Origin of the sequence: Halomonas sp. MCCC 1A13316 (assembly GCF_014931605.1) — a bacterium.
In the GTDB taxonomy this organism is placed as follows: Bacteria; Pseudomonadota; Gammaproteobacteria; order Pseudomonadales; family Halomonadaceae; genus Halomonas.
In genome coordinates, this window is record NZ_CP053382.1 from 423755 (window position 1) to 448622 (window position 24868).

At 58.6% G+C, this 24868-nt stretch carries 19 protein-coding genes; 18 read left to right on the plus strand and 1 reads right to left on the minus strand.

Features of this window, described 5'->3' with window-relative positions; translation table 11 throughout:
- The first annotated feature begins 562 nt into the window (after positions 1-562).
- From HNO52_RS02025 to HNO52_RS02105, 17 genes are all read left to right on the plus strand, one after another.
- Positions 563-1003 carry an RT0821/Lpp0805 family surface protein gene (locus tag HNO52_RS02025; RefSeq protein WP_197567423.1) on the plus strand — a complete coding sequence of 147 codons (441 nt, stop codon included), beginning with the start codon at positions 563-565 and terminating at the stop codon, positions 1001-1003.
- Positions 1003-2712: a polysaccharide biosynthesis/export family protein gene (locus HNO52_RS02030; RefSeq protein ID WP_197567424.1), complete on the plus strand. Its 1710-nt coding sequence runs from the start codon at positions 1003-1005 to the stop codon at positions 2710-2712. The genes HNO52_RS02025 and HNO52_RS02030 overlap by 1 nt, the downstream gene beginning before the upstream one ends.
- 12 nt (positions 2713-2724) lie before the next feature.
- Positions 2725-3531 carry an ABC transporter permease gene (locus HNO52_RS02035; protein WP_197567425.1) on the plus strand — a complete coding sequence of 269 codons (807 nt, stop codon included), beginning with the start codon at positions 2725-2727 and terminating at the stop codon, positions 3529-3531.
- Positions 3528-4424 (plus strand): ABC transporter ATP-binding protein, encoded by an 897-nt coding sequence (locus HNO52_RS02040; RefSeq protein WP_197567426.1) that lies wholly within the window; start codon positions 3528-3530, stop codon positions 4422-4424. Before HNO52_RS02035 ends, HNO52_RS02040 begins: the two co-directional genes overlap by 4 nt.
- Positions 4425-4501: 77 nt before the next feature.
- Positions 4502-5584 (plus strand): KpsE/RkpR family capsule polysaccharide export protein, encoded by a 1083-nt coding sequence (locus HNO52_RS02045; protein WP_197567427.1) that lies wholly within the window; start codon positions 4502-4504, stop codon positions 5582-5584.
- Positions 5585-5636: 52 nt separating this feature from the next.
- The gene (gene rfbB / locus HNO52_RS02050) at positions 5637-6746 is read left to right on the plus strand and encodes a dTDP-glucose 4,6-dehydratase (RefSeq protein ID WP_197567428.1); all 1110 of its coding nucleotides are present in this window, start codon (positions 5637-5639) and stop codon (positions 6744-6746) included.
- Positions 6747-6780: 34 nt separating this feature from the next.
- Complete coding sequence (rfbD, locus tag HNO52_RS02055) at positions 6781-7677, plus strand: dTDP-4-dehydrorhamnose reductase (protein ID WP_197567429.1); 897 nt, start codon at positions 6781-6783, stop codon at positions 7675-7677.
- Between the two features lie 102 nt (positions 7678-7779).
- Positions 7780-8658 (plus strand): glucose-1-phosphate thymidylyltransferase RfbA, encoded by an 879-nt coding sequence (gene rfbA / locus HNO52_RS02060; protein ID WP_197567430.1) that lies wholly within the window; start codon positions 7780-7782, stop codon positions 8656-8658.
- A gap of 71 nt (positions 8659-8729) precedes the next feature.
- Complete coding sequence (rfbC, locus tag HNO52_RS02065) at positions 8730-9278, plus strand: dTDP-4-dehydrorhamnose 3,5-epimerase (RefSeq protein ID WP_197569063.1); 549 nt, start codon at positions 8730-8732, stop codon at positions 9276-9278.
- A gap of 18 nt (positions 9279-9296) precedes the next feature.
- Positions 9297-10181, plus strand: coding sequence for an NAD-dependent epimerase/dehydratase family protein (locus tag HNO52_RS02070; protein WP_197567431.1), 885 nt, complete (start codon positions 9297-9299; stop codon positions 10179-10181).
- Positions 10178-12988 carry a rhamnan synthesis F family protein gene (locus tag HNO52_RS02075; RefSeq protein WP_197567432.1) on the plus strand — a complete coding sequence of 937 codons (2811 nt, stop codon included), beginning with the start codon at positions 10178-10180 and terminating at the stop codon, positions 12986-12988. The genes HNO52_RS02070 and HNO52_RS02075 overlap by 4 nt, the downstream gene beginning before the upstream one ends.
- A gap of 217 nt (positions 12989-13205) precedes the next feature.
- A complete protein-coding gene (locus HNO52_RS02080; protein ID WP_197567433.1) occupies positions 13206-14291 on the plus strand; it encodes a hypothetical protein in 1086 nt (361 codons plus the stop codon).
- A 426-nt stretch (positions 14292-14717) separates the two neighbouring features.
- On the plus strand, positions 14718-15551 hold the full coding sequence (locus HNO52_RS02085; RefSeq protein WP_197567434.1) for a sulfotransferase family 2 domain-containing protein: 834 nt from the start codon (positions 14718-14720) through the stop codon (positions 15549-15551).
- Between the two features lie 42 nt (positions 15552-15593).
- Positions 15594-17219, plus strand: coding sequence for a tetratricopeptide repeat protein (locus tag HNO52_RS02090; protein WP_197567435.1), 1626 nt, complete (start codon positions 15594-15596; stop codon positions 17217-17219).
- A 141-nt stretch (positions 17220-17360) separates the two neighbouring features.
- Positions 17361-18752, plus strand: a complete 1392-nt coding sequence (locus tag HNO52_RS02095; RefSeq protein ID WP_197567436.1) for a hypothetical protein — start codon at positions 17361-17363, stop codon at positions 18750-18752.
- On the plus strand, positions 18752-21058 hold the full coding sequence (locus tag HNO52_RS02100; RefSeq protein ID WP_197567437.1) for a glycosyltransferase family 2 protein: 2307 nt from the start codon (positions 18752-18754) through the stop codon (positions 21056-21058). Before HNO52_RS02095 ends, HNO52_RS02100 begins: the two co-directional genes overlap by 1 nt.
- 25 nt (positions 21059-21083) lie before the next feature.
- Entirely contained in the window at positions 21084-22133 is a 1050-nt protein-coding gene (locus tag HNO52_RS02105) for a glycosyltransferase family protein (protein ID WP_197567438.1), read from the plus strand.
- Here the strand turns inward: HNO52_RS02105 and HNO52_RS02110 are convergent.
- Positions 22108-23835 (minus strand): SLC13 family permease, encoded by a 1728-nt coding sequence (locus HNO52_RS02110; RefSeq protein ID WP_197567439.1) that lies wholly within the window; start codon positions 23833-23835, stop codon positions 22108-22110. The genes HNO52_RS02105 and HNO52_RS02110 overlap by 26 nt on opposite strands.
- A gap of 165 nt (positions 23836-24000) precedes the next feature.
- Between HNO52_RS02110 and HNO52_RS02115 the strand changes: the two genes are divergently transcribed.
- Positions 24001-24813, plus strand: coding sequence for a helix-turn-helix domain-containing protein (locus tag HNO52_RS02115; protein WP_197567440.1), 813 nt, complete (start codon positions 24001-24003; stop codon positions 24811-24813).
- Positions 24814-24868 lie beyond the last annotated feature (55 nt).

Below are 24868 nucleotides of genomic sequence, written 5' to 3' on the forward strand. Positions count from 1 at the left end.
TTTATCTCTGAAGTCTTCAATAACGTTTATTCAACGTAAATTGTCGGCATCGATCTGCATGAAAAATTTCACTTCTGCTGTCTGCCGCATGCTGGCGGGCCGGCTTGCGTAAAATGTGCCGATTCGCTGTTTCAAGGAAAAGCGGCGTTTTATTGCCGTTATTGCAGACTACAACGCAGGCCAATCAGGGATAACCTGCCTCCTTTCTTTTTCCTCCCTCTCGGATTCGTTCATACCAGGGCGACGACATGACGATGCAAGTCAAAAGTTACCTAACTTTTGGCTAGTTCTTGTAGCTGAAAGGTAACTCGCACTTTAGAATGGCCGCCCTCAAACGGAACGAAGCGAAGCGGGCTTCGGAAACGCATTCCATTACATCTTCATTATGCAGGGCAAGGGTAGAGGTCCGGAATCAACCCCTGGGCGGTAGCGTGCCCGGGCGTTCGAAAAAATGGCCCCCTGTTGTGGCATACTCGTTATATTTCCTGCGCTTGCGGCACGAAACCTACGCCGACAGCCTGTTATCGGCCGACACCTGCCGAAAGATCCGACAAGAGTCCTCATGAAACGACACCCTTTTTCTTGCGCGCCACGCCAGGCCACCATGCAGGTGCTGGCGCTGACGCTGATGGCGGTCCTGGGCGGCTGCGCGATGCCGGCCACCCAGCCGAGCGATACCGCCGGTTCGGTGATGACCGGCACCCAGGGCAAGCCGGTGGGCGAAGAGCTGAGCCAGTGGCTGGCTCGCGCCCATCCCGGCGAAGTGATCCAGCTCGGCCAGAGCCCCTGGGGCCGCGAGGTCCAGGTGGAAGTCGGTAGCCTGTATTACGCCGCCAGCGGGCGGGTATGCCGCGAGCTCACCGTTCGCCAGGGCGGGCTGGATGCCGAGCGCCGAGAGATCGCCTGCGAAACCGCCGCCGGCAACTGGGTGACCCGACGCCAGGTCACCGCCAGCCAATCCTCCTCAAGCCAATCAGGCTCCAGCAACGGGAGCGCGCGCTGATGCCGGTCTCTTCTCGCTCGACCCAGGTACTTGCCGGCCTCGCGCTACTGGCCCTGCCTCTGCTCGCCAGTGCCCAGGCGCTCAGCTTGCCCGGCGGCATCCTGCCCGAGAACCAACGTGTCGAAGCGCTGGAGGAACAGGTCGAGGAGCGTCCGCGCGCCGACTGGCGCAGCAGCGGTACCTACGGCCCCGTGTCACAGGCACAGCTCGATGACGCCGCTGAGGAACTGCCGCCTTTCGGTGCCAACCTGTTCGAAGGCGGCTTTCGCGGCACCATGGCCGACGGGCTCAATCCGAAATACCGGGTCAAGCCCGGCGACCAGGTCACCCTACGTGCCTGGGGTGCCACGGAAATCGATCGGGTGCTTGCGGTCGATGCCCAGGGCAACGTCTTTCTTCCCGGTATCGGCCCGTTGGCCGTGCAGGGCCAGAACAGCCAACAGCTTGATGCGACCGTGCGCCAGGCCATCCGCAGCGTCTATCCCGAAAACGTGCAGGTCTATACCAACCTGCAGGGTGTGCAGCCGATCGGCGTGTTCGTCACCGGCTACGTGGAGAACCCCGGCCGCTACGCCGGCACGCCCAGCGACTCTTTGCTTTATTTCCTCGACCAGGCCGGCGGCATCGACAATGCGCTGGGCAGCTATCGCCGCATCCGAGTGATACGTGGCGCCCAGTCCATCGCGCAAGTCGATCTCTATGACTTCCTGCTCGATGGTGAGATCGCCCGCCCGCAGCTGCGCGACGGCGACACCATCGTGGTGGAAGAGCGCGGCCCAGCCATCGCCGTGGTGGGTGATGTGCATCGCGAATACCGCTACGAGCTGACCGGCGAGCACCTCACCGGGGCCGAGGTCGTCAACCTGGCGCGGCTCAAGAGCGGCGTCTCGCATGTGCTCGTGCGCGGTTCACGTTCCGACGGCCCCATCGCGCGCTACTTCCCGCTTGACGCCTTCTATGGCCAGTCGGTACGCAGTGGTGACGAAGTGATGTTCAGCGCCGACCAGCGTGACGAAACCATCGTGGTGCAGGTAGAGGGCAGCTACTACGGTCCCTCGCGCTACGCCCTGCCGCGCGACGCTCGTTTGGGCGAACTGCTCGACGCCATCGCCGTGCCCGAGCAGATGACAGCGGTGCACAGCATCTCGCTGCGCCGCGAGAGCGTGGCCATCCAGCAGCAGCAATCGCTGGAAGACAGCCTGCGCCGTCTGGAAACCACCTACCTGGGGGCATCGTCTCGCACCAACGAGGAGGCCCAGATTCGCGTGCGCGAGGCCGAGCTGATCCAGACCTTTGTCGAGCGCGCCCGGGAGATGGAGCCCAGCGGCCGGTTGGTGGTGGCCCACGAAGACCGAATCAGCGACGTGCGCCTGCAGGATGGCGACGTGATCACCATTCCCGAAGTCAGTGACTCCATCCTGATCAGCGGCGAGATCGTGGTGCCCCAGGCGGTGGTCTACAAGCCCGGCTTGAGCGCCAAGGACTACATCGAAGGCGCCGGCGGCTTCACCCAGCGCGCCGACGAAAGCCACATACTGGTGGTGCGCCAGAACGGCGCCGTGCGCAATGCCCGCGACGTCAGCCTGCGGCCCGGCGACGAAATCCTCGTCATGCCGGAAGTGCCGACCAAGAACCTGCAGCTCGCCACCAGCATTACGCAGATCCTCTATCAGATTGCCGTGGCCACCAAGGTCGCCATCGATCTCTAACGCTGCCTGACCATGCCCAACACCGAAACCACCACAGGCTCCCGCACCCCCTGGCAAGTGACGCGCAGCGTCTGGTACGCCATGTTCATGCGCGAGGCCATCTCGCGCACCATGGCCGATCGCATGGGCTGGTTCTGGATGCTCTTCGAGCCCGTGGCGTTCACCTTGATCATGGTCGCCATACGCGGCTTTGTCAGCGGCGATAACCTGATCGTCAACGCGGATTTCATCCCTTGGATGCTGACCGGCCTGATGGGCTTTTTCCTCATTCGTGAGGGCATGATGCGCGGCCTGGGGGCTATCGATGCCAACAGTGCGCTGTTTGCCTATCGTCAGGTGCAGCCGATCGACCCGGTCCTGGTACGCACCTACCTGGAGGGCATGCTGCGAAGCTTCGTGTTCGTGCTCTTCATCGTCGGTGCGCTGCTGCTGGAAGTGGACCTCTACCCCGACGACGCCATCCGCGCCATGGGCTGGTGGCTCTCGCTATGGGCACTGGGGCTTGGTCTGGGCCTGGTGGTGTCGGTGTTGGGCACCCTGGTACAGGAGATGGCCATCATCGTGCGCATGATCAGCTTGCCGCTGCTGATCCTCTCGGGGGTGATCTTTCCGCTCAATCACCTGCCGCACTGGCTGCTGGAATACCTGATGCTCAATCCCATCGTCCACGGGCTGGAGCTGCTACGGGCCGGCTTCTTCGATGGCTACAAGGTGGTAAACGGCACCAGTGCCAGCTATTTCTGGATGTGGACACTCGCCACGGTCGCGCTCGGCATGCTACTGCATGTGCGTTTCAAAGAGCGCCTGAAAGCCAAATGATCGAAATCGCCGGCCTCTACAAGCGCTATCACAACCACCATGGCAGCGACTGGGTGCTGCGCGACGTAAATCTGGCCATCCCCCGGGGAGTGAGCGTGGGCTTGCTGGGCCGCAACGGTGCGGGCAAGTCGACCCTGCTGCGCCTGATCGCCGGCATGGATACCCCCGAGCGGGGCGAGATCCGGCGCCACTGCCGGGTATCGTGGCCCATCGGCCTGTCCGGTGGTTTCCAGGGCAGCATGACGGGGCGGCAGAACGTCAAGTTCGTGGCTCGTGTGCACGGCGGGCGCCACAACGTTGCGCCCATCATTGACAAGGTGCAGGCCTTTGCCGAGCTGGGTGATGCCTTCGACGAGCCGATCCGGACCTACTCCAGCGGCATGCGCGCCCGATTGAACTTCGGCCTCTCGCTCGCTTTCAACTTCGACGTCTACCTCTCCGACGAAGCCACAGCGGTGGGCGACCGCGCCTTCCGGGCCAAGGCCACGCAGGCGTTCAAGGAGAAAGTCGGCCAGGCCAGCCTGATCATGGTCTCCCATAGCGAGGGCATCCTGAAGGAACTCTGCCAGGCCGGCATCCACCTGGCGGAAGGGCGCGCCACCTGGTACGACGACATCAACGACGCGATTGGCGCCTATCACGCGGAAACCGCCCCCGAGACAGCGGCGGCCGCCCCCTTGCCCCGCACGCTGCCGGAAGCGCGGCGCCATCTGAGCCAATGCAAGGCAGCGTTCGATAAGGCCAAGGCGGCCTTCGAGCAGGCCCAGCAGGACGACCTGATTCCGCGCGAACGCAAAGTGTACGGCGATGCCTTCCGCGCCGCTCGCGAGCGGCTCCACGAGGCCCGCCGCCTGGTGCAGGCACTGCAATCGCAGCAGGGTGGCGACCCGTAGAACCGGCGTTTCCCGAGCAGTTCTTACCGCTTCAACCTCGCAGCTTGAAGCTCTTCTCACGGCTTACAGCGTACCCTATGAAATCATTCATCAAATGCCAGCCCCACTGGGTCCTGGCTCTTCTGGCCATCGTACTGGTTACTCTCTACTGGTTCGTCTGGGCCGAGGATCGCTACGTTTCACGCGCGACCGTGGTGCTGGAAAGTCCGCAGATCGCGGCGCCGGAGATCAATTTCTCCTCGATCCTGACCGGTACCTCGGGCTCGGGCGACCTGCTGCTGCTACGTGAGCACCTGCTCTCCGTGGACATGCTGCGCCGCGTGGAGGAAGCGCTGGGCTTTCGCCAGCACTTCAGCCAGCACGGCGACATCTTCGCCCGCCTGCGCGATGCCGAGGCACCCATCGAAGACCTGCACGAGTACTACCTGCGGCGAGTCGAGGTCGAGCTGGACGAGTACGCCGGCGTGCTCAACATCCGGGTGGAGGCCTACACGCCTGAATTCGCCCACGCCATGGCGAGCCTGTTGCTGGAAGCCGGCGAGGCCCACATGAACGAAATGGGCCGCCGCCTGGCCGAGGAGCAGGTGCGCTTCCTGGAAGAACAGCTGGCGCGGCTGGAAGCGCGGCTGGATGACGCACGAACCGAGCTGCTGACCTTTCAAAATCGGGAGGGTCTGGTCTCACCCACCCAGACGGTAGAGAGCATCAACCAGGTGGTGGCTACCCTGGAAGGCGAACTGGCCCGCTTGCAGGCCCAGCGCCAGGCCCTGGCCACCTACCAGAGTAATCGTTCCTCCGACATGCGCCGGGTGCAGGCCGAGATCGACGCCATGCGCGACCAGATCGAGACCCAGCGAGATCGCCTGGCCCAGGCCACCGGAGAATCGCTCAACCGCATCTCCTCGGAATACCAGACGTTGGAACTCAAGGCGCAGTTCGCCCAGGAAACCTACTCCAGCGCCCTGGCTGCGCTGGAAAGCACCCGTCTCGAGGCGGCGCGCAAGCTCAAACAGGTCAGCATTCTGCAGAGCCCGCTATTCCCCGAGTACGCCACCAGCCCGAAGCGCCTCTACAACGCCAGCGTATTCGCCATCGTCACGCTCTTTCTCGCCTTTATTGCCAGCATGCTGGTGCTGATTGTTCGCGACCATCGCGACTGAGCGACACGTGCCGTCGCTAAAAAAACTAACGCAACGTACGCAGGAAACCATAATGCCCAAGACCTTCCTCGTGACCGGCGGGGCCGGCTTCATCGGCTCCGCCGTGGTGCGCGAACTGATCAAGAACACCGAACACCGCGTGGTCAATGTCGACAAGCTCAGCTATGCCGGCAACCTGGAGTCACTCGCAAGCGTGGCCGATAGTGCTCGCTACACCTTCGTGCTGGCCGATATTTGTCATGCACCCTCCATGCAGAGCATCTTCGAGCAGCACCAGCCAGATATCGTGATGCACCTCGCGGCCGAGAGCCACGTGGACCGGTCCATCGACGGACCTGCCGAGTTCATTCAGACCAACGTGGTCGGCACCGCGATCCTGCTGGAAGCCGCCCGCGGCTACTGGCTGGCACTCCAGATCGGTAATGCCAGGAAGGCGGCAGAGTTTCGTTTCCACCATATCTCCACCGATGAAGTCTACGGCGACCTCGAGGGCCCCGAAGGGCTCTTCACCGAAACCACGCCCTACGCACCGAGCTCCCCCTATTCCGCCAGCAAGGCCAGCTCCGACCATCTGGTACGCGCCTGGCAGCGTACCTATGGGCTGCCCACGCTGGTGACCAACTGCTCCAACAACTATGGGCCTTATCACTTCCCCGAGAAGCTCATCCCGCTGATGATCCTCAACGCCCTGGCCGGCAAGCCACTGCCGGTGTACGGCGATGGGCAGCAGATCCGTGACTGGCTCTACGTGGAAGACCACGCCCGCGCCCTGATCCAGGTCGCCACTGAAGGGCAGGTAGGGCAGACCTACAACATCGGTGGCCATAACGAGAAGACGAACCTGGAGGTCGTCGAGACGATCTGTGACCTGCTGCAGGAGCGGGTACCAAGTGAAAGCGCCTATCGCGACCTGATCACTTTCGTGGCCGATCGCCCCGGACACGATCTGCGCTATGCCATCGATGCCGGCAAGATCGAACGTGAACTGGGTTGGGTACCGCGCGAAACCTTCGAGACCGGCCTGCGGAAGACCGTCGAGTGGTATTTGGGAAATCGCAGTTGGTGGCAGCGTGTGCAGGATGGCAGCTACCAGGGAGAGCGGCTGGGCCTGGCCAAGCAGCAAGGCGTTTCGCTTTCCGAAGCCAGCACGAGCGAGCTGTAAAGAAGCACAACGATCGTAACGACAGGGATAGCCCATGAACATTCTCTTGACCGGTGGCACCGGCCAAGTCGGCTTCGAGCTGCTCCGTAGCCTGGCGCCGCTGGGCAATGTGATAGCACCTACCCGAGCAGAGCTGGATCTCACCGACCTGAATGCCGTGGCGGGTTACCTCTCCAGGACTCGCCCCGGCCTGATCGTGAATGCCGCAGCCTGGACAGCGGTGGATGCGGCCGAAAGCCATCGTGACGAAGCCTTCCAGCTCAATGCCGAGCTGCCCGAACAGTTGGCCATTTACGCTGCGCGCCGGAGCATTCCTCTCATTCACTACTCCAGCGACTACGTGTACTCGGGCGAGGCCATGCTAGAACGAGACGCCGTTCCGTGGCAGGAAGACAGCCCAACCGGACCACTGTCGATCTACGGGGCCAGCAAGTTGGCAGGCGATCAGGCCATCATCGAGAGCGTGGCGCAGCATGTGATCTTGCGTACCAGCTGGGTGTATGCCGCGCGCGGTAACAACTTCATGCGCACCATGCTGCGTTTGGGGCGTGAACGCGATGCGCTCAAGGTGGTCTGCGATCAGCACGGCGCGCCGACTCCCGCCCGGCTCATTGCCGAAATAACGGCCCTCGTCTCCTACCGGTTGCTGCATGGCGAGCCTATTGAGAGCGGCATCTACCACCTCGCTCCGCGTGGCGAAACCAGCTGGCACGGCTTCGCCCGGGAGATTTTTCGTCTGGCTCTCGCGCAGGGCGAAGCGCTGGCCATTACACCCGAGCGGGTCGAGGCTATTACCACTGCGGAATATCCTACCCCCGCCCAGCGCCCGCTTAATTCGCGCCTCTCGCTTTCCAAGCTGGAAGATGCGCTCGGTATAGCCCTACCGCATTGGCAAGCCCAACTCGCCCTGACGTTATCGGAAACCCGCTAGAACGATAATTTTCGCGGCAAAACGCTCTGCTTGCTCCTGCCGACTCGCTACCACCCATCATTTTTACGACGTCGCTCCTGTCGGGCGACAAGGAATCGTTTCATGTCTCGCAAAGGCATTATTCTCGCCGGCGGCTCCGGCACTCGGCTGCATCCCATCACTCGCGGCGTTTCCAAGCAGCTACTGCCCATCTACGACAAGCCGATGATCTACTATCCGATCTCGGTGCTCATGCTCGCCGGCATACGCGATATTCTCGTTATCTCCACTCCTGAGGATCTGCCGCAGTACCAGCAACTGCTGGGCGAAGGCGAAAGATTCGGAGTGCGCCTGCAATATGCCGAGCAGCCGAGCCCGGACGGCCTGGCACAGGCGTTTATCATCGGCGAGGCTTTTATTGGCGATGATTCGGTATGCCTGGTATTGGGCGATAACATCTTCCACGGCCAGCACTTCAGCGAGCAGCTAAAGCGGGCTGCTGCGCAGACAACTGGCGCCACGGTGTTCGGTTACTACGTCAAGGACCCCGAGCGCTTTGGCGTGGTGGAGTTCGATAGTGAGGGCAGGGCCGTTTCTATCGAAGAGAAGCCCAGCGAGCCGAAATCAAATTACGCCGTGACCGGGCTCTACTTCTACGACAACGACGTGGTGGAGATCGCCAAGCAGGTGAAGCCCAGCAAACGCGGCGAGCTGGAGATCACCTCGGTCAACAACGCCTATCTTCAGCGCGGCGACCTGCGCGTGGAGCGCCTGGGCCGTGGTTTTGCCTGGCTTGACACCGGCACCCACGAGAGCCTGCTGGAAGCCGCCCAGTACGTGCAGACCATCGAGCACCGCCAGGGTCTCAAGATTGCCTGCCTGGAAGAGATCGCCTGGCACCAGGGTTGGATCAGTGACGACGACCTGCTCGTCCAGGCCAGCGCATTGGATAAAACAGGCTATGGCCAATACCTCAGGCAGCTCCTGAAGCCCCGTGCCTAGCGCTGGCCCTGAGTGCCCGCTCCACCATGGCCATTACCCTTCGTCACTGACTCTCATTGGCTATTAACGACATGATTTTCGAAAAACTCGCCATCCCCGATGTGGTTCTGCTCAGCCCCCGGGTCTTAGGCGACGAGCGGGGTTTCTTTATGGAAACCTTCCGCCAGTCCGACTTCGAACAGCACTGCGGCAATTATCAGTTCGTGCAGGACAACCACAGCCTCTCTGCCCATGGCATCCTGCGCGGCTTGCATTACCAGCTGGAAAAGCCCCAGGGCAAGCTGGTTCGCGTTACACGCGGTGAGGTATTCGACGTGGCGGTGGACCTGCGCCAGTCGAGCCCTACATTCGGGCAGTGGGTCGGTGAGACGCTCAGCGCCGAGAACAAGCAGATGCTGTGGGTTCCGCCGGGCTTCGCCCACGCCTTCTACGTCATCAGCGACGAGGCAGAGTTCCAGTACAAATGCACCGACTACTACAACCCCGGCGACGAGTACTGCATCCGCTGGGATGACCCCACCCTGGCCATCGATTGGCCGCTGGTCCGAGGAAGAGGCCCGATTTTGTCGGAAAAGGACCAAACAGGGAAAAATTTTATGAAAGCTCCGCAATTTCCTTGAAAAGCAAGGACGTTAATTGTGAAGAAGATTTTACTTTTAGGGGCTACTGGGTTCATCGGCTCTAACATTGCACGAGAGCTGGATCGTCAGCAACGCCCATGGGTTGGCATTGCGAGACATCCGAAGGATGAAGCGAACCCAGTTTTTACACTGGACGATGAAGTCGAGATTCTTTCGGTTTTGGAGGAGTCGCCTGTAGTAATCAATGCACTGGGGGGACTAAAGCCACGGGATTTCGAACAGGATTTAAACAGAGCTATGGAAGAGTTCTGGTCCTCTTTGCAGCGCGTGCTTGGCTTATTGCGTAAAGCTCCCCCGGCTGCTCTTCTGCAGATTTCCTCAGCGGGCACTGTATATGGGGAGGCGCAAGGAAGGCCGAATGTGGAAAGTGATCCTGCTTCCCCACACTCTTGGTATGGTCGCATGAAAGTGGTAGAAGAAGCCCTGTTTCAGCAGTTCGCGCATGATAAGGAAGTTATTTATACTTGTGCGCGCGTAACCAACCCTTTTGGAAATGAGGACCACCCGACTCATGGATTAGTTGATGTATTGATAGATCATGTGTTGAGCAAGAAGCTGTTCTGTGCTCGTTTTCATCCCTCGGCTTGTCGTGACTATATCTACGCTCCTGAAATGGGACGGGCGCTGGTGGCTATGGCCGACAAGCGATTGCCGGGAATATATAATATTGGCAGCGGAGAATCTGTTAACCTAAGGGAGCTGGTTCAGATGGCTCAAAACCTAGTATCCGAAGCCAAGATTGTTATTGCAGAGCCCAGCAAGGAAGATGTTGTTATAAGCAGTGTGTCGGTTAGGCGCTTTCGTGAAGAGATCGGTTTCACGATTGGTGGTCCCACAGCCCAAGAGTATCTTTACGACAAGCTCTCGCAGGTAACAGCATGAAGAAATTATTAGGAAAGCTTTCCAAGCGTTCTCGTGCTGAAACGCATTACGAAATACTGAAGAGAAGTGATGTCGATTGGCAAGACTATGCTGATAAACTACCTGAAAATGTAGATGATCCAATTAAGTACTTCATTAGTCATTACCGGGAGAACCCTTTGGTTATACCGGGATGGTTCGACTCCGCTTTCTACCTAGAAGCGCACCCTGACGTGCGCCACAACGGCGGCAATCCGTTACTGCATTTCCTCCTGTACGGGCGCCACGAAGGCCGTGCTGGCTGTGCTGAGATGCTGGGCACGTCAGAGACGGTCGAGCAGGCAGAACAGGAGGTTGACGCGGCAAGGCCGTCTCGACCTTCCGAGTCAGCCCTGGAGCGCGAATTGCTCGACCTCATGCTCGAACGAGGTGTACTTGAGCAGGGCTATGACCCTAAGCCGGTGCGCCGCTGGATCAAAGATCTTCTGGAAGTGTCCGAGTACGGCGCTGCACGGATCGAAGGCTTATTCGATCAGGCGCTCTACGAGGCCATTTACCCTGATATCGCTCGCGCCCCGATCAACCCATTACACCATTTTATTCAGCATGGGAGCCAAGAGGGACGTGTTGGATGGCTGGATATGGATGAGATGCTCACCGAAGGCCATAAATCACGTAATGAATTACTCGATACTATATTACTAGTCAGTCATGATGCGTCCGCGACGGGAGCCCCCGCCGTGGCGCTGGAAGTGGCTCGACGACTGGGAAAGCGCTATAACGTTATCACCGCGACACTCCGGGATGGAGCGCTGCGGAGCCACTTTGTAGAAAGCGCAATATTGCATCTCGACCTCCCGGAAGGTGTCGGTGCTGGCGTATACAAATACGTCCTAAGAAAATTATTTGAGCGAGTGGGCGCATCCGCTGCCTTGCTGAATTCGGTGGAGTCAGGCTTGGTAACTGAGGCGTTGGCTGCGTTGGGCTTGCCTACCATGAGCCTTCTTCACGAGTTTGCTGAGTATACCCGTCCGGTAACTAGAATGTCTCGGGTGCTTCTGGCTTCGGATTTGACGGTCTACCCGGCGTCAACCCTCGCCGAGTCCGGTCTTGCCGAGTTGCGAAAAAAACTGGGAGTTTCGCATCAGCCCACGAGTATACGCATCCAACCGCAAGGCTACCTAGGCTTCAAGTCTTATGAAGAAGAAGAAAGTTTTTCACTCAGGTCGCATCTTTCACTTGCCCAAGACGACCTGCTCGTCGTCGGGGCAGGTCACGTTCAGCCACGCAAGGGCGTGGACTGGTTTCTGCAGACTTGCCTACAATTGCAGCAAATCCTGCACGAGCGGGGCGACGACCGTGCAGAGCGCCTGCAATTCGTCTGGCTTGGCAATGGGTATGACGAAAACGACATCGTAGTGAGCGTCTGGCTGGATGCCTATATACAGCGCACCGGCATGGCCGGTAGGGTGCACTTTCCTGGAGCAGTACATGATGTAGCCGCCGCGCTCGAAGACGCCGATCTCTACTTGCTGACCTCCCGGCTTGATCCGTTCCCCAACGTGGCCGTGGATGCAATGAACGCAGACTGCGGGGTAGGAGTTTTCGAGCAATGTAGCGGGATAGCTGATTTCGTCGCGGCTCAGGAGGCGCGTGCAGTGCTCGCACCTTACGGCGATACGAGACACTTGGCCGAGAAGCTGGCAGATAACCTGGATTGGCTCACAAGCCGTGACGGTCGCAATACGCGCATCTGCCGGGATGCACTCGATTTCGACCAATATGTCGAGATATTATGTCACATGCTGGGAGAAGCAGGCACCCGTCGCCGAGAGGTACAACTTGCAGCTCAGAATCGAGCGGTTCAATATCGCTTCGACGGCACGTTTTACAGTCATTCCTTTGATGATGATCCTAACCGGCTGAACCACTTCCTCAGCTTGTTGCGCAAAGGGGTGGCGATTGGTAAGCCCTTCCCCGGCTCGGATATCCAGGCCGTGCTCGACAGCCGCGGCGATATCGATGATTTCGAGACACTGGTGGAAAAGGCAATGACTGTCAGCGTAACAGACATGCCGGTTCATCGACTTAGCGGCTCCGGGGCGCACCGTCCATACAGGGGGCGGATCGCCCTGCAATTCCACGTCTACTTTGCCGAACTCATTTCCGAGTACTGTACCTATTTCCGCACCTTGCAGGATCACGACGTTGATTTGTTCGTCACACACATTCCTAACCTCACCGATAGACAGATCGCGGAACTGGACGAATCGATTAGCGGGACTTTTCACCTAAAACAGGTGGAAAACCGCGGACGAGATGTCCATCCGTTTCACCGGCAATTCGTGGAAGAAATCCAGGGAAACTATGATGTAGTCGGTCACTTTCACACCAAGAAATCGAAAGATCTCTCGCCGGGGACGGGAGACACTTGGCGCCAGTACTTATTGTCCAACCTCATGGGATCTCCCGTCGGTACCAGCGAAGTGCTAGCACATTTCGGCGACCATGAGGTGGGGCTGGTGTTCGCGGAGGATCCACACTTAGTCGATGAAGGGCAGAACGGCCCCCACATCGAAAAGCTGCTCGAGCCCCTGGGATTGAAGCGCCGCCCACATTACCGGCACTTTCCGCTGGGCACGATGTTCTGGGCACGGGTCGACGCCTTGGTAGCATTGGACCGCTGGCCGGAAGGTACCTTCAATTACCCGGAGCCAATCCCCTACGACGGCTCCGTGCTTCATGCCTTTGAGCGCGTCATTCCGCAGCTGGTCGAAGAAGCTGGCTTCAAGATACAGCGCGTATATACATCAGGAACGAACTGGTGAAACCAAGGAGGGCGGTCTCAAGTTCCGAGCGTAAAATTGATTATTTGGGATGCTAGGAGTTCTTCATTAGACAAGTTTAAGCCAGGAACATTTCAATGCAGAAGTATTGCTCGATTCAACAATGAATACTATGTTAGCCTGCCTTTATAAAGTCCTTTTTCGGTCTGCGAGTATTTGTAAATTGCGGAACTTGATTTCTTGTAATTCGTGAGGTTAAATGTCTAATAAAAGAGATTTGTGTTTAGTTCACATCGGCATGCCAAAAACCGGGTCAAGCACTCTGCAAGAAGCTTTTTTTAATGGCTTTGAAGATGAGCGAGTCTCATATGCCAATCTTCCACATCCGAATCAAAGTGGATGGCTTAACGGGCTTTTTTGTGAAAACCCTGAACAATACCATTTTTTTATCAAAAAAGGGATTGACACACCGGAGAAGGTGTCTCGGTTCAGGCATGAAACAAAAGAAATGCTTATTGAGGGATTTCTGAGTCACAAAAGCAGTGTTGAGGTTATGTCTGGCGAAGACTTATATCATCTCGACGAGAGAAGTATAAAAAAACTAAAAAAATTTTTAGAACCATATTTCCATGAAATATTAGTTGTTGCTTATGTAAGGCCTGTTTATTCATTTATGGCTTCAGCTTTCCAGCAATTGGTAAAATATCATGATCAAGCAAGTTTTGATCATAACCTGGTATATCATAAGTACAGAAACTTCGAGCGTTATGACAGAGTTTTTGGTGTGGAAAGAGTAAAGCTTTTCAAGTTTGAACCCTCTCTATTTCCTGGGGGAGATATTGTTAAAGATTTTTGCGATAGGTTAGGCTTTAGTGTAAACGAGTCAAAAGCTGATGTAGTTAATGAGTCGCTATCAAAGGAAGCCATTTCGGTTCTGTTTACATATAACTTTCATTCTGGCGCGAAAACAGATTTCAGAAAAGAACAACACTATGTTCATAATAGGTTGGTCGAATTAATTAGCACAATCGGGAATCAGAAATTTCAATTTTCTAGGAAATACATACAAAGTACTCTTCTTGCTTTTGAAAGCGATTATGAGTGGATCAAGGCTCGCATGAACGATAGCTTGGACGAGCCGTTAGAAGCAAACTATGATAATGGAGTGTCTAGTGAGGGAGAACTGATGAGATTCTCCACAAAATCGATTCCAGCCCTGGTATCCTTGCTTGGTAATTATGTAATACCATTTGAATTGAAAAATGACCCCCAAACAGTTGCAAGGTTAGTGAATATTTTAGCTGGGCAAATTTATGAAACACTTAGAACTAGAGAGGCTTGCTAGTGATCAGGCAGATCAGCGGTATTCCTAGTGCTATGGCGAAAGGACTTGTCAGCACCGAAGAGCCACTAACACTGCTACGGTTAGAATATATTTATGCTTTGAATGGCTGGGCAGGCTAAAGTAGCGCGAGGTTTTTAGTAATCGACTCAATAGAGCGACCTCTTAGAGGAAATAACTGAAGTATGCTTAATGGGCGGCTTGCACGGCCGGGCTGGACTCGAGTTCCTGAGTGGCTGGAGCGAAGAGGCCGACTGGAAATCTTGGGCGACAGCGGAGGAGGTTCTCGTTCGGCAGAACATCAAAGACTTGATGAGAAAACCCTTGATGGTTTGGTGATTGACGACACAGGCTATATCTTGTCTAAAATAGTCTTGTTTTAGTATTGTATTTGCAGTAGTGAATTGCTGAGGGAATTGAACAATTAGCATGAAGAAAACAAAAAAGAACCAGTTTCGTTATGCTTTCGCGGTTAACCAGCCGCTGGCCAATAACCCCAAACACCAATTTGCCCAGAATCATGCTTTGATGCTGTACCGCGCTAATGCGCTGTACAGTTTTATACCCAAAAATGCTTGTTCAACCTTGCGGTTCTCTTTGGCTCTCGAAAATGGGTGCATCCGTGATGAGAAAGATATTAACTGGATACATGCCAACAATGGCACATTCCGTGCCTCGCTGAGGGAGGCCATCACGGCGGATTACACTTTTGTGGTGCTGCGTTGCCCTTTTCGTCGGCTGGCAAGTGTGTTTCTCGATAAATTTGTCAGCAAGGACGTACCTTCCTGGCAGTATATCGATGCCATGGGTCGCGAAATTGCTCTAGATGATTTGACTTTTTATCACTTCGTCAATTCGCTGGCACGCCCACAAATCCGCAATGCCAATATTCATTGGCGACCCCAGGTCGATTTCCTGCTCTATGAGCACTACCACGATGTGTTCTGTGTCGAGCGTTTTGCGCAGGCCATCAGCAAACTGGAAGAGTTATTGCAGTTCTCCGTACGTGATGCCCGCCCGTTGACGCGGCATGGGCTGGATCAATTTTCTCTTCTGAATCATGGATCATTCGCTAACGTCCCCATTAAGGAGCTGATGGTCATGAAAGCAGAGGAAAAGTTGCCGGGCATCGCATCATTGTATGACAAGGCCGCCTATCAAGCGGTGGCCACTTCATACCGAGAAGATGTCGCGCTGTACCGCGAAACCTGTCCGGATGGCGAGCTGCTGGCTCTGTCTGACGTGGTGTCCGGCAATGGTTAAACCAAGTGACTGCTGTACAACAAGTACGAGAAATGAACAGTGATGAAGCCCCAGCACTACTTACAGCAGTATCGGCAGTACCGTGAATCTCTGGACTGGGAAAGTGCCGAGCAAGCCTTGGTAGAAGGGATCGAGGCTTTCCCGATCCACTCAGAGCTGTATCAGGAGCGCACGGCACTGTTGTTGAACAGGCAGCGTTATCCTGAGGCTGAGGCGGCCTTGAATGCCTGGTATAGGGCAGTGCCCACGCTGGAAAAACAGCCGCCTCGCATCACGCGTTATCTGCTGGCGTCACGAGTGTATCGAGAGCTAGCAGCGTCACCCATTGTGCAGACCGCAGTCACGCATTTGCTAGCTGCCGTTCAACAAGAGACACCAACTGGAGAGCGGGCACTGCCTATTCTGCGGCATCTGGTTGCCCTGGTAGGCAAGGTGGAGAATCAGGCACTTCTGGCCGTATGCTTGGAAGTGGCTTATAAATGCTCGCCAAATCCGGCCATGTATACGGTCATGGAGCAGCTGCTGCATCAGATAGGTGATGAACAAACGTTACGAAAGTTCTGGCAGTACTGGCTGGCTCATGCAAATCAGGACTGTGAAATACACGCTTATGTGGTCTACAACGCCTGGCTTGGCGCTAGCCTCGATCAGGTTACGGCGTCCTTTGCTGCGCTTGACGGCCAGCTGGGTCGGCTCTCGTCGGACGGCCTGTTTCGGCTTGTGGCCGTTCAATTGGCCACGGGCAGTGCACGTTTCGATACCACGGAGCTCCATGATGCCGTGACACAGCAGTTGTTCGGCGATATCCCCATGGGGCATCGCTTGCGATACATAGAGGCGCTATGGCAATGGAATCACCCGGCGCAGGCAGAGCAGGCCCTGCAGGCAGCTGAGCTCATGGAGATGCCTCGGCCGGACCACCGTTTGCAGATCGAGGCTATCCGTCGGCAATGGGGGCTGGAACGGTCGCTGGGCGTGGTGGGCACGCCTTCGCTCTTCGAGGATCATGATCAGGAGGTAGCCTGTCACTGGGACCCCCGCAGCGATAAAGTGTTGATCGTATTCACAGGGGCGGGAGAGAGAACGGGGATTCGCCTGGAACTCATGCACGCCATCCTAACCAACGAACCTCTCAATGTCATCTATCTCAAGGACAGGCAGCGCCTGCTGTACCTTAATGGCATCAAGCAGTTGGGAGGCTCGTTGGAGGCATCCGTCGAGACGTTGAAAGCGATGGTGCCTTCGCATGCCAAGCGTATTCTGTGCTATGGCAATTCCGGGGGAAGCTTTGCGGCCGTGCTGTATGGTCACAAGCTGGGGGCCGAGAAGATTCTGTGTATGGGTGGCATCACAGACCTGCGCGTGAAAACGATGCAGCAAGATGGCCGGGCCAAAGTCATTGCTGAACGTATTCTAAAAATGACGCCACAGTATGCCGTCAGCTTACGTTCATTATTAGAAAACAAGCATTCTATGACGCTATGGATGGTTTATGGTGATTGTGACGAGAGAGATGAAAACTACGCCTCTCATGTAAAAGGCTTGCCTGGGGTCCGGCTACTTCCTGTGGAAGGCTGCGATGACCACAATGTGACCGGTTGGCTGCTTAGTCGAGGCACCTTGCTGGCCTTGATGGTTGATTTTCTAAAGACAGCACACTGCGATTGAGTTAATGCTTGCGATGTGGAAAGGCGCTGCTCAATATGTCTCGTTTTTCTGCTGATTTTTGAAGCCAGTCGATGCATATTATCGCTTGATAAATGAAGTGGTTATTTAAATAGCCAAGCTTGTCAGCTTTGAGAAGGGGTCATGATCAAGAGGATAATTAGGGCCTGGGGCCGAGAAGACAAGCGGAAACTTCCGGATGTTGTTCTGCATATAGGAGCGCCAAAGTCCGGCTCCTCAGCGATACAGCGCTTCTGCCAGACGAATCGTGAGGCGCTTGCTGAGTGGGGCTATTACTACCCCGAGCATTCATTGGATAGGAACGGTGTTTCCGGCGGTCATACACAGCTGGCCGGGGCCCTGTTGAATGGCAAGCAGGCCCAGGCCGAGCAGCGGTTGTCGGAGTGGCTGCAGCATGCCCGGGAGAGCGGCCTGTGCCTGCTGCTTTCCGCCGAAGCGCTCTATGGCAAGGTCGCTGAGATGCATGCCATCACTCGCGAACTGGACGTACGGGTCATCGGCTTTCTGCGCCATCCCGTGGATTACCTGCTGGGTAACCATAACCAGGGGATCAAACGCCATATGGGTACTCAGCGGCTGAATGAACAGTTGCCGACGCTGCTCAGCCAGCCCACTCAGCACCTGGTGGGGCTGCCCTTGCTGAAATGGGCCGATGCATTCGGTGATGAGTATTGCGCGTTTCTGCCCTACCGCTCGCCAAGGCAAGGGGGAGAGTCTATTGAGCAGCGGTTTTTGCAGGTTCTGGGGATACCCGAAGCAGAGGCCGTCAGATTGGTAGGCGATGTCGCTATAACGAATAGGAGCTACGTCAAGTCGGCTCTGGAACTCAAGCGCCTGCTCAATACGGTTCTTCCCGAATTGCCGGACTCCTTGGCTCATCGCGTGGACTGGAGCCTTCAGGGATATTCGGATCGTGCCGAAGGAGAGCAAGGCTATACCATGGCCGACCTGTCGCAAGAGGTCCGGGAGCGTCTTGAGCATCACCTGTTGCAGCAGATGACGCCAGTGGTGACTCGCTTCCCAGCTTTGCGGGAAGTGGCCGAGTCTCCTGCTGTATCGGTTGATAGGGAGGTAGGTGCTTGGCTCGACCTTGCGGCTCCGTTGACCGCACTTGAGAAGGACGCTCCCGATATCTTGATTCAGGTACGTGGCACTGCCGTGGCGCATAGGGACTCTGGCCGCGGCGACTATGCCTTCTGCAAGCTGCTGGATGTGTTGGGTATCGAGTTCAACGAGCCTTGTGCCCAGGCGAAGTTTCCCGGGCTTTCGGCACAGCAGCGCACGGTGCTGGAAAAGGAAACCAGCCGGGAAGCTGACTTCTTGCGCGAACTGGCGGTGCTGCTGGAACGGCAGGGGCTGTTGGAGGATGCGCTTTTCGCCATAGAGCGCGCCCAGGCCTGGCGGCCAAAGGGGCCTGGAATTCAGAACATCAAGGCGCGTATCGAGGAAAGGCTATCTATGCAGCGAGCTGTGGCTTCTCCCCGTCCTCGCCAAGCACCGGAAGCCGAGAGTTAATGAGCACCACCGCGTTGCAACGTCTGGAAAAGGGCTCGCGCCTGCTTGAGCAGTGCCTACGATATTCGCCACTGGTCGTGATGCCCAAGGAGCGGTTGATTGCCCATAAGCAGCTTCTACCGCTTGGAGCTAACCAACGCTGGCAGTGGCAAGCCACCGGCGATGACCCGCAGTTTCTGCTCAAACGCAGCCTGCCCCTGCCGGGCTGGCAGATGCTGGAAGTGGCCATGGAGCACGACCAGCCCAGCGTCGCGGTGAAGCTCTACCTGGATATCGGCGATGGCTTCTCTGAGGAGCAGAGCATCTATCTGCCGCTGAAGAGCGGCCGGGTGACCAAGCGGCTGTTCTACGTGCCCAAGCGGCTCAAGGCGCTGCGCTTCGACCCCATGGGCACGGAAGGCCGTTTCACACTGCGCCACCTGCGCCTGGCCTGGCTGAGCCCCTGGTTCGCCCACGACCGCCTGGCCCAGCGCCTGGTGAACATGCATCACCAGTGGCGCGGCAAGAGCCGAGCCGAGGTGCTGCCGGCGCTCAAGCGCCAGGCGCGCGAGCAAGGCCGGCACTGGCGCGAGCTGGCGCTCGAGCAGTACGAGGCGACCTTCGAACGGCGTACCACTCGCCACAGCTATACCCAGTGGCTGGAAGACCGCCGCGAGCTCTCCGCGGAACGGGTGCGCCGGGTGATCAACAAGCTGCCCTACACGCCGCTAATCTCGGTGTTGGTGCCGGTCTACAACCCGCACCTCGACTGGCTGCGCGAATGCCTGGAGTCGGTGCTGGGCCAGCACTATCCCCACTGGCAGCTGTGCATCGCCGACGATGCCTCCCCCGACCCGGAGGTGCGCCGGGTGCTGGCGGCGTACGCCAAGCGCGATTCGCGCATCCAGGTGGTCTACCGCGAGCGCAACGGGCATATCTGCGCGGCGAGCAATAGCGCGCTGGCGCTGGCCAAGGGCGAGTTCGTGGCGCTGCTCGACCACGACGACTGCCTCTCGCCCCATGCGCTCTTCCATGTGATCGAGGCGTTGCATCGCCACCCAGAGGCCGGGCTGCTCTATAGCGATGAGGACAAGCTCAGCGAGCGCGGCGAGCGTTTCGACCCGCACTTCAAGCCGCAGTGGAACCCCGATCTGCTGCTGGCGCAGAACTACCTCACTCACCTGGGGGTGTATCGCACAGCGCTGGTGCGCGAGGTGGGCGGCTTTCGCGAGGGCTTCGAGGGCAGCCAGGACCACGACCTGGCGCTGCGCGTCACGGCGCGGCTGGTGCCGGAGCGGATCGTGCACGTTCCCCATGTGCTCTACCACTGGCGGGCCGGGGCGGGCTCCACGGCGCTGGGCAGCGGCGAGAAGGACTACACCAGCGAGGCGGGGCTCGCGGCGGTGCGCGATCACCTGGCGCAGCGGATGCCGGAGGCCCGGGTGATGCCGGGAGACTTCCCCAATACCTATCGGGTGCGCTGGCCGCTGCCAGAGCCGGCACCGCTGGTCAGCCTGCTGATTCCCACCCGCGACCGGTTAGCGATCCTCAAGCCCTGCGTGGATGCCATCCTCGAACGCACCGATTACCCTAACCTCGAAGTGCTGATCCTCGACAACCAGAGTACCTGCACCGAGACGCTGGCCTACATGAGGGCGGTGAGCGAGCGTGACGAGCGGGTGCGCGTGCTGCGCTGGGACGAGCCATTCAACTACTCGGCGATCAACAACTTCGGCGCGTTGTACGCCCACGGCGAGATCCTGGGGCTGGTCAACAACGACATCGAGCCGATCAACCGCGACTGGCTGGCCGAGATGGTGCGCCAGGCGTGCCGGCCAGAGATCGGCTGCGTGGGGGCGAAGCTCTACTACCCCAACGACACCCTGCAGCACGGCGGGGTGATCCTGGGCATCGGCGGGGTGGCGGGCCACGCCCACAAGTACTTCACCCGCCACTCGCCTGGTTACTTCACGCGGCTGCACCTGGCGCACAACCTCTCGGCGGTCACCGGCGCCTGCCTGCTGGTGCGCCGGGCGGTGTTCGAGGAGGTTGGCGGGCTAAACGAGGAGCACCTGGCCATCGCCTTCAACGACGTGGACCTGTGCCTGAAGGTGCGCGAGGCCGGCTACCGCAACCTCTGGACGCCCTACGCCGAGCTCTACCATCACGAATCGGTCTCGCGCGGCGCCGAGGACAACGCCGCCAAGCGCGCCCGGGCCAACGGCGAGGCGAACTACATGCGCGAGACTTGGGGCGAGCATTTGGATAGCGACCCGGCGTACAACCCCAACTTGACCCTGGTGCATGAGGATTTTTCATTGCGGTGAACGCTCCGTTGGTGAGGACCGAGAAGTGACAAGTAAGGAGCGCTGGCTGGTATTGAGTGACGGGGCGCGGCCGACCGAGGACATCTACTTCCTCGAGTCGGTCGCGCCTCTCTTGCGTTTGGAGGGGCATGATCTCGGCCGGCTGGATGTGCGTAGCTGGCGCTGGCCCTTGGCGCGCTGGGTTATCTCGCGCCAACCCGGAGCCAACCTGGTGCTGTGTCGGACCTTGCCGGAGCCGGCACTTCGCTGGTTGGCGAGGGAGCGCAGGAGTTTTGGCCGCATCCTCTACTTGATCGATGATGACCTGGGTGCAGCGGCAGCGGATGAAACTTTGCCTGAGGCCTACCGGGCGAGAATGGCTAGAGCATCAGACCAGCAGCCAAAGTTGCTGGCATTGGCCGACGAGGTGGTGGCCTGCAGTACGCTGCTGGCCGAGCGACTGCGCGTCGAGCATGCAAACATCAGGGTAATGACGCCGCCATTGATCTCGCCGCTACCTGACCTGACCCACTTCGACACCGGGCCCTCGGCCAAGGCGCCTTGGCGACTCGGCTTCCATGGCACCCGGGCGCATTTGGCGGATCTTGCGCATATCGCACCGGTACTAGCAGCAATACAGCGGGAGCGTGACGACACCGAGCTGGAGCTGATGCTGGGTCAGCAGCTGCCGTCCAAGCTTGCCGGATCACCCCGCACGGTGTGTCCAGAGCCGCTGCCGTGGAGGCGCTTTCGTGGCTATCAGGCGCACCACAGGGTGCATATCGGCCTGACGCCGCTGTTGGATACGCCATTCAACCGCGGCAAGTCATTCATCAAATATCTGGATATCGCTGTAATGGGCGGGGTGGGCATCTTTTCCAACCGCCGCCCGTACACCGAGATCATCGAGCATGGCGTCAACGGCATGCTGGCCGGCGACGATCCTGCCGACTGGCAGCGTTGCCTGGAGTGGCTGCTGGCGCATCCCGATGAAGCCGCGAATATGGCCGAAGCAGCAGCTGAGACAGCGCGAGAAGTAGGTAATGTGCGACGGGCAGCGGCGCTGTGGTCTAGAACGGAAAAACCATCGGCGTAAGCACCAGCACGGCCGCGGAGTAAACCAGGCTGACCGGGAGTCCGATCCTGATGAAATCTGCGATGCGGTAGCGTCCCGGCGAATAGACCATCAGGTGGGTCTGGTAGCCGTAAGGGATCAGAAAACAGGCGCTGGCGCCGTAGGCCACGGCCATGATGAAGGGCAGCGGGTCGACGCCGAAGGCCTGGGCAGTGGACCAGGCCACCGGGAAGGCGAGCGCCGCGGCGGCGTTGTTGGTCACGGTCTCGGAGAGTAGCAGCGTCAGCAGGTAGCAGCCGATGAAGGCGGGATAGACGCCATGGCCGTTGAACAGCTGCTGAATGCCCTGCGCCAGCAGTGCCCCCGCGCCCGAGTTCCCCAGCGCCTGGGAGATCGCCAGCGCCGAGCCGATGATCAGCCACAGCTCGAAGGGAAAGCGCCGGCGCAGCTCTGCCACGCTGAGAACCCGGGCCAGTACCAGCCCCCCGAGTAACAGCAGCAAACCATGGAAGAGCGGCAGCAGGTTGAGTGCTGCCAGACCAATTGCCGTAGCGAAGCCCAGTAGAGTCAGTAGGCTCTCGCTGCGCTTGAGCCGCGGTCGCGTGAAGCTTCCGCTGAGCAGGTGGAAGTTGCGATCAATATTACGATGTTGGCGAAAGTCGCCACCCACCGCCAACAGCAGGCAATCACCCACTCGCAGTGGGATCTTGCCGAGTTGCCCTTCCAGACGCTTGCCTCCCCGCCGTATGCCTACCACGCCGGCATTGAACATGCTGCGAAAGTCCACGTCCTGCAGTGTTTGCCCAGCCAGCTCCGATTCGTGGGAGATCACTACTTCCACCAGGTTGGTGGCCAGGAGATCATCGGCATGATGACCGAACAGCTTCAGGCCGGGAAAGCGCTGTAGCGTCTGCACCTTGCCCACTTCGCCGGTAAAAACCAGCGTATCGCCTGCCTGGAGTATCTCCTCCGGCCCGACTGGGCTAATCAACCGGCCCTGGCGCTCGATCTCGAGCAGATAGAGCCCATCGAGCCGGCGCAGTCCGTTGGCCTCGATGCTATGGCCGATAAGGGGCGAGTCGGCCTGGAGGTCGGCGGCCAGGAAATAGGCCAGCTTGTCGGCAGTGTCTTCAGGTACGTGATGCGGCAAGGCCTTTGCTCGCCATAGCAGCACCATGAACGTCAAGGCGGCTACTGGCAGACCCACCAGGCTGAACTGGAACATGCCGAGCTCGAAGCCGGCACTGCCTAGCGTGAAGGAACTCACCACCAGGTTGGTGGAAGTGCCTACTAGAGTGGTCATCCCGCCCAGGATCGAGGCGTAGGAGAGCGGAATCAGCAGCCGTGAAGGGGCGATATGTCGCTGACGTGAAATAGCGCCGAGAAAGGTGGCTACCACGGCGGTGTTGTTGAGAAAAGCGGATAGCACGGCAGTGGTTCCCATCAGACGTGCCGTGGCCATTTGCGGCCGGCCCTTGAACATGTGCTGAGCCAGCCGATCCAGCAGTGGCGAGCGTTCCAGGGCAAGCGATACCAGCAGCAACAGCAGCAGGGTGGCCAGCGCCGGGTTAGTGAACTGCTGGAGTAGCGTGGTGGTATCGATCAGGCCCAGCAGCAGGTAAGCGGCAGCCAATGTCACGAAGGCGATGGCGGGACGTACCAGGCCGGTTACCAACAGGGCGAGCAAGCCGGCGATGGAGAGCAGTACAACCCAGGGGATCATGCCGTGTCCTTGATCATTCGGTTAGGGGATGCGAAACGGCCTGGATTGGCTGCGTTAGCGCTTGTGCGATTCTACTCAGCCTTTTATGATGCTGTCTAACTGCGCCTTTTTTTAATTTACTTATATGTCTTAAAAATCACTTGAAAACAGACTGTTGGTGAATGTTTGGCCACTAAAGATTTTTCGCCTGAATCGCTGAGCCAGCGCCGCCTGAAAGCGGTGCGACTGCGCCTCGACGGCCAAACGGTCGCCGAAGCCTGCCGACAGACCGGGCTTTCGGCACCGACCGTATCGGCGGCCTGGAAGGCGTTTCGAGAAGGGGGCTGGGAGGCGGTGCCGCTACGCCCGCGCGGCCGGCCCGCGGGTCAGGCGAACGCCTTGGGCGAACCGCAGCAACAGGCACTGGAGAAGCAGCTAGCGGCGTTGCCGCCTGCACCGCTGCCGGCCTGGAGCAGCAAGGCCCTGGCCGAGTGGTTGCAGGTGCAGCCAACCCCGCTCGGCGTAGCGGTGTCGGCGCGGGCCATCGAGCACTGGTGGGACGCCAGGGGGCTGGCACCGGTGCCGTTGGCACTCGACGGCCTCGCCCGCCGGCGTTCGGCCGCGGGGCGCTGGTATCGCCAGCAGGTGCAGCCTTCGCTCGAGTCTGTGGAGCGGGCCGATGGAGTCCGCTGGCTGGGTGGCGTACGGGTCGTGCCGGCACGTCCAAACCACCCGCGCTGCTACCAGCTCTACCTGCATGGCAAGCGTGGCGCGCTGTTCATGCACTGCCTGGCAGCGCCGCCCCAGGCCGAACACTACCTGGCCCTGTTCGAGCGGTTGCTGCAGCAGGCCGATGGCCCGATTGCTTTGGTGTTCCATGGCGCCTGGTTCCAGGCCAGCCCTGAGATAAGGGCCTGGCTGGAAGAGCATCCCGATTTCCACTTGATCAATGTGCCGCCCGACGCCCTGGGCGCGGAAAGCAAGCGACGTAACGTTTAATAAACCCTGCGTAGAGCTCAGGAAGCCATGCCCCGAGGGGAGGGGCTGTCTTTCT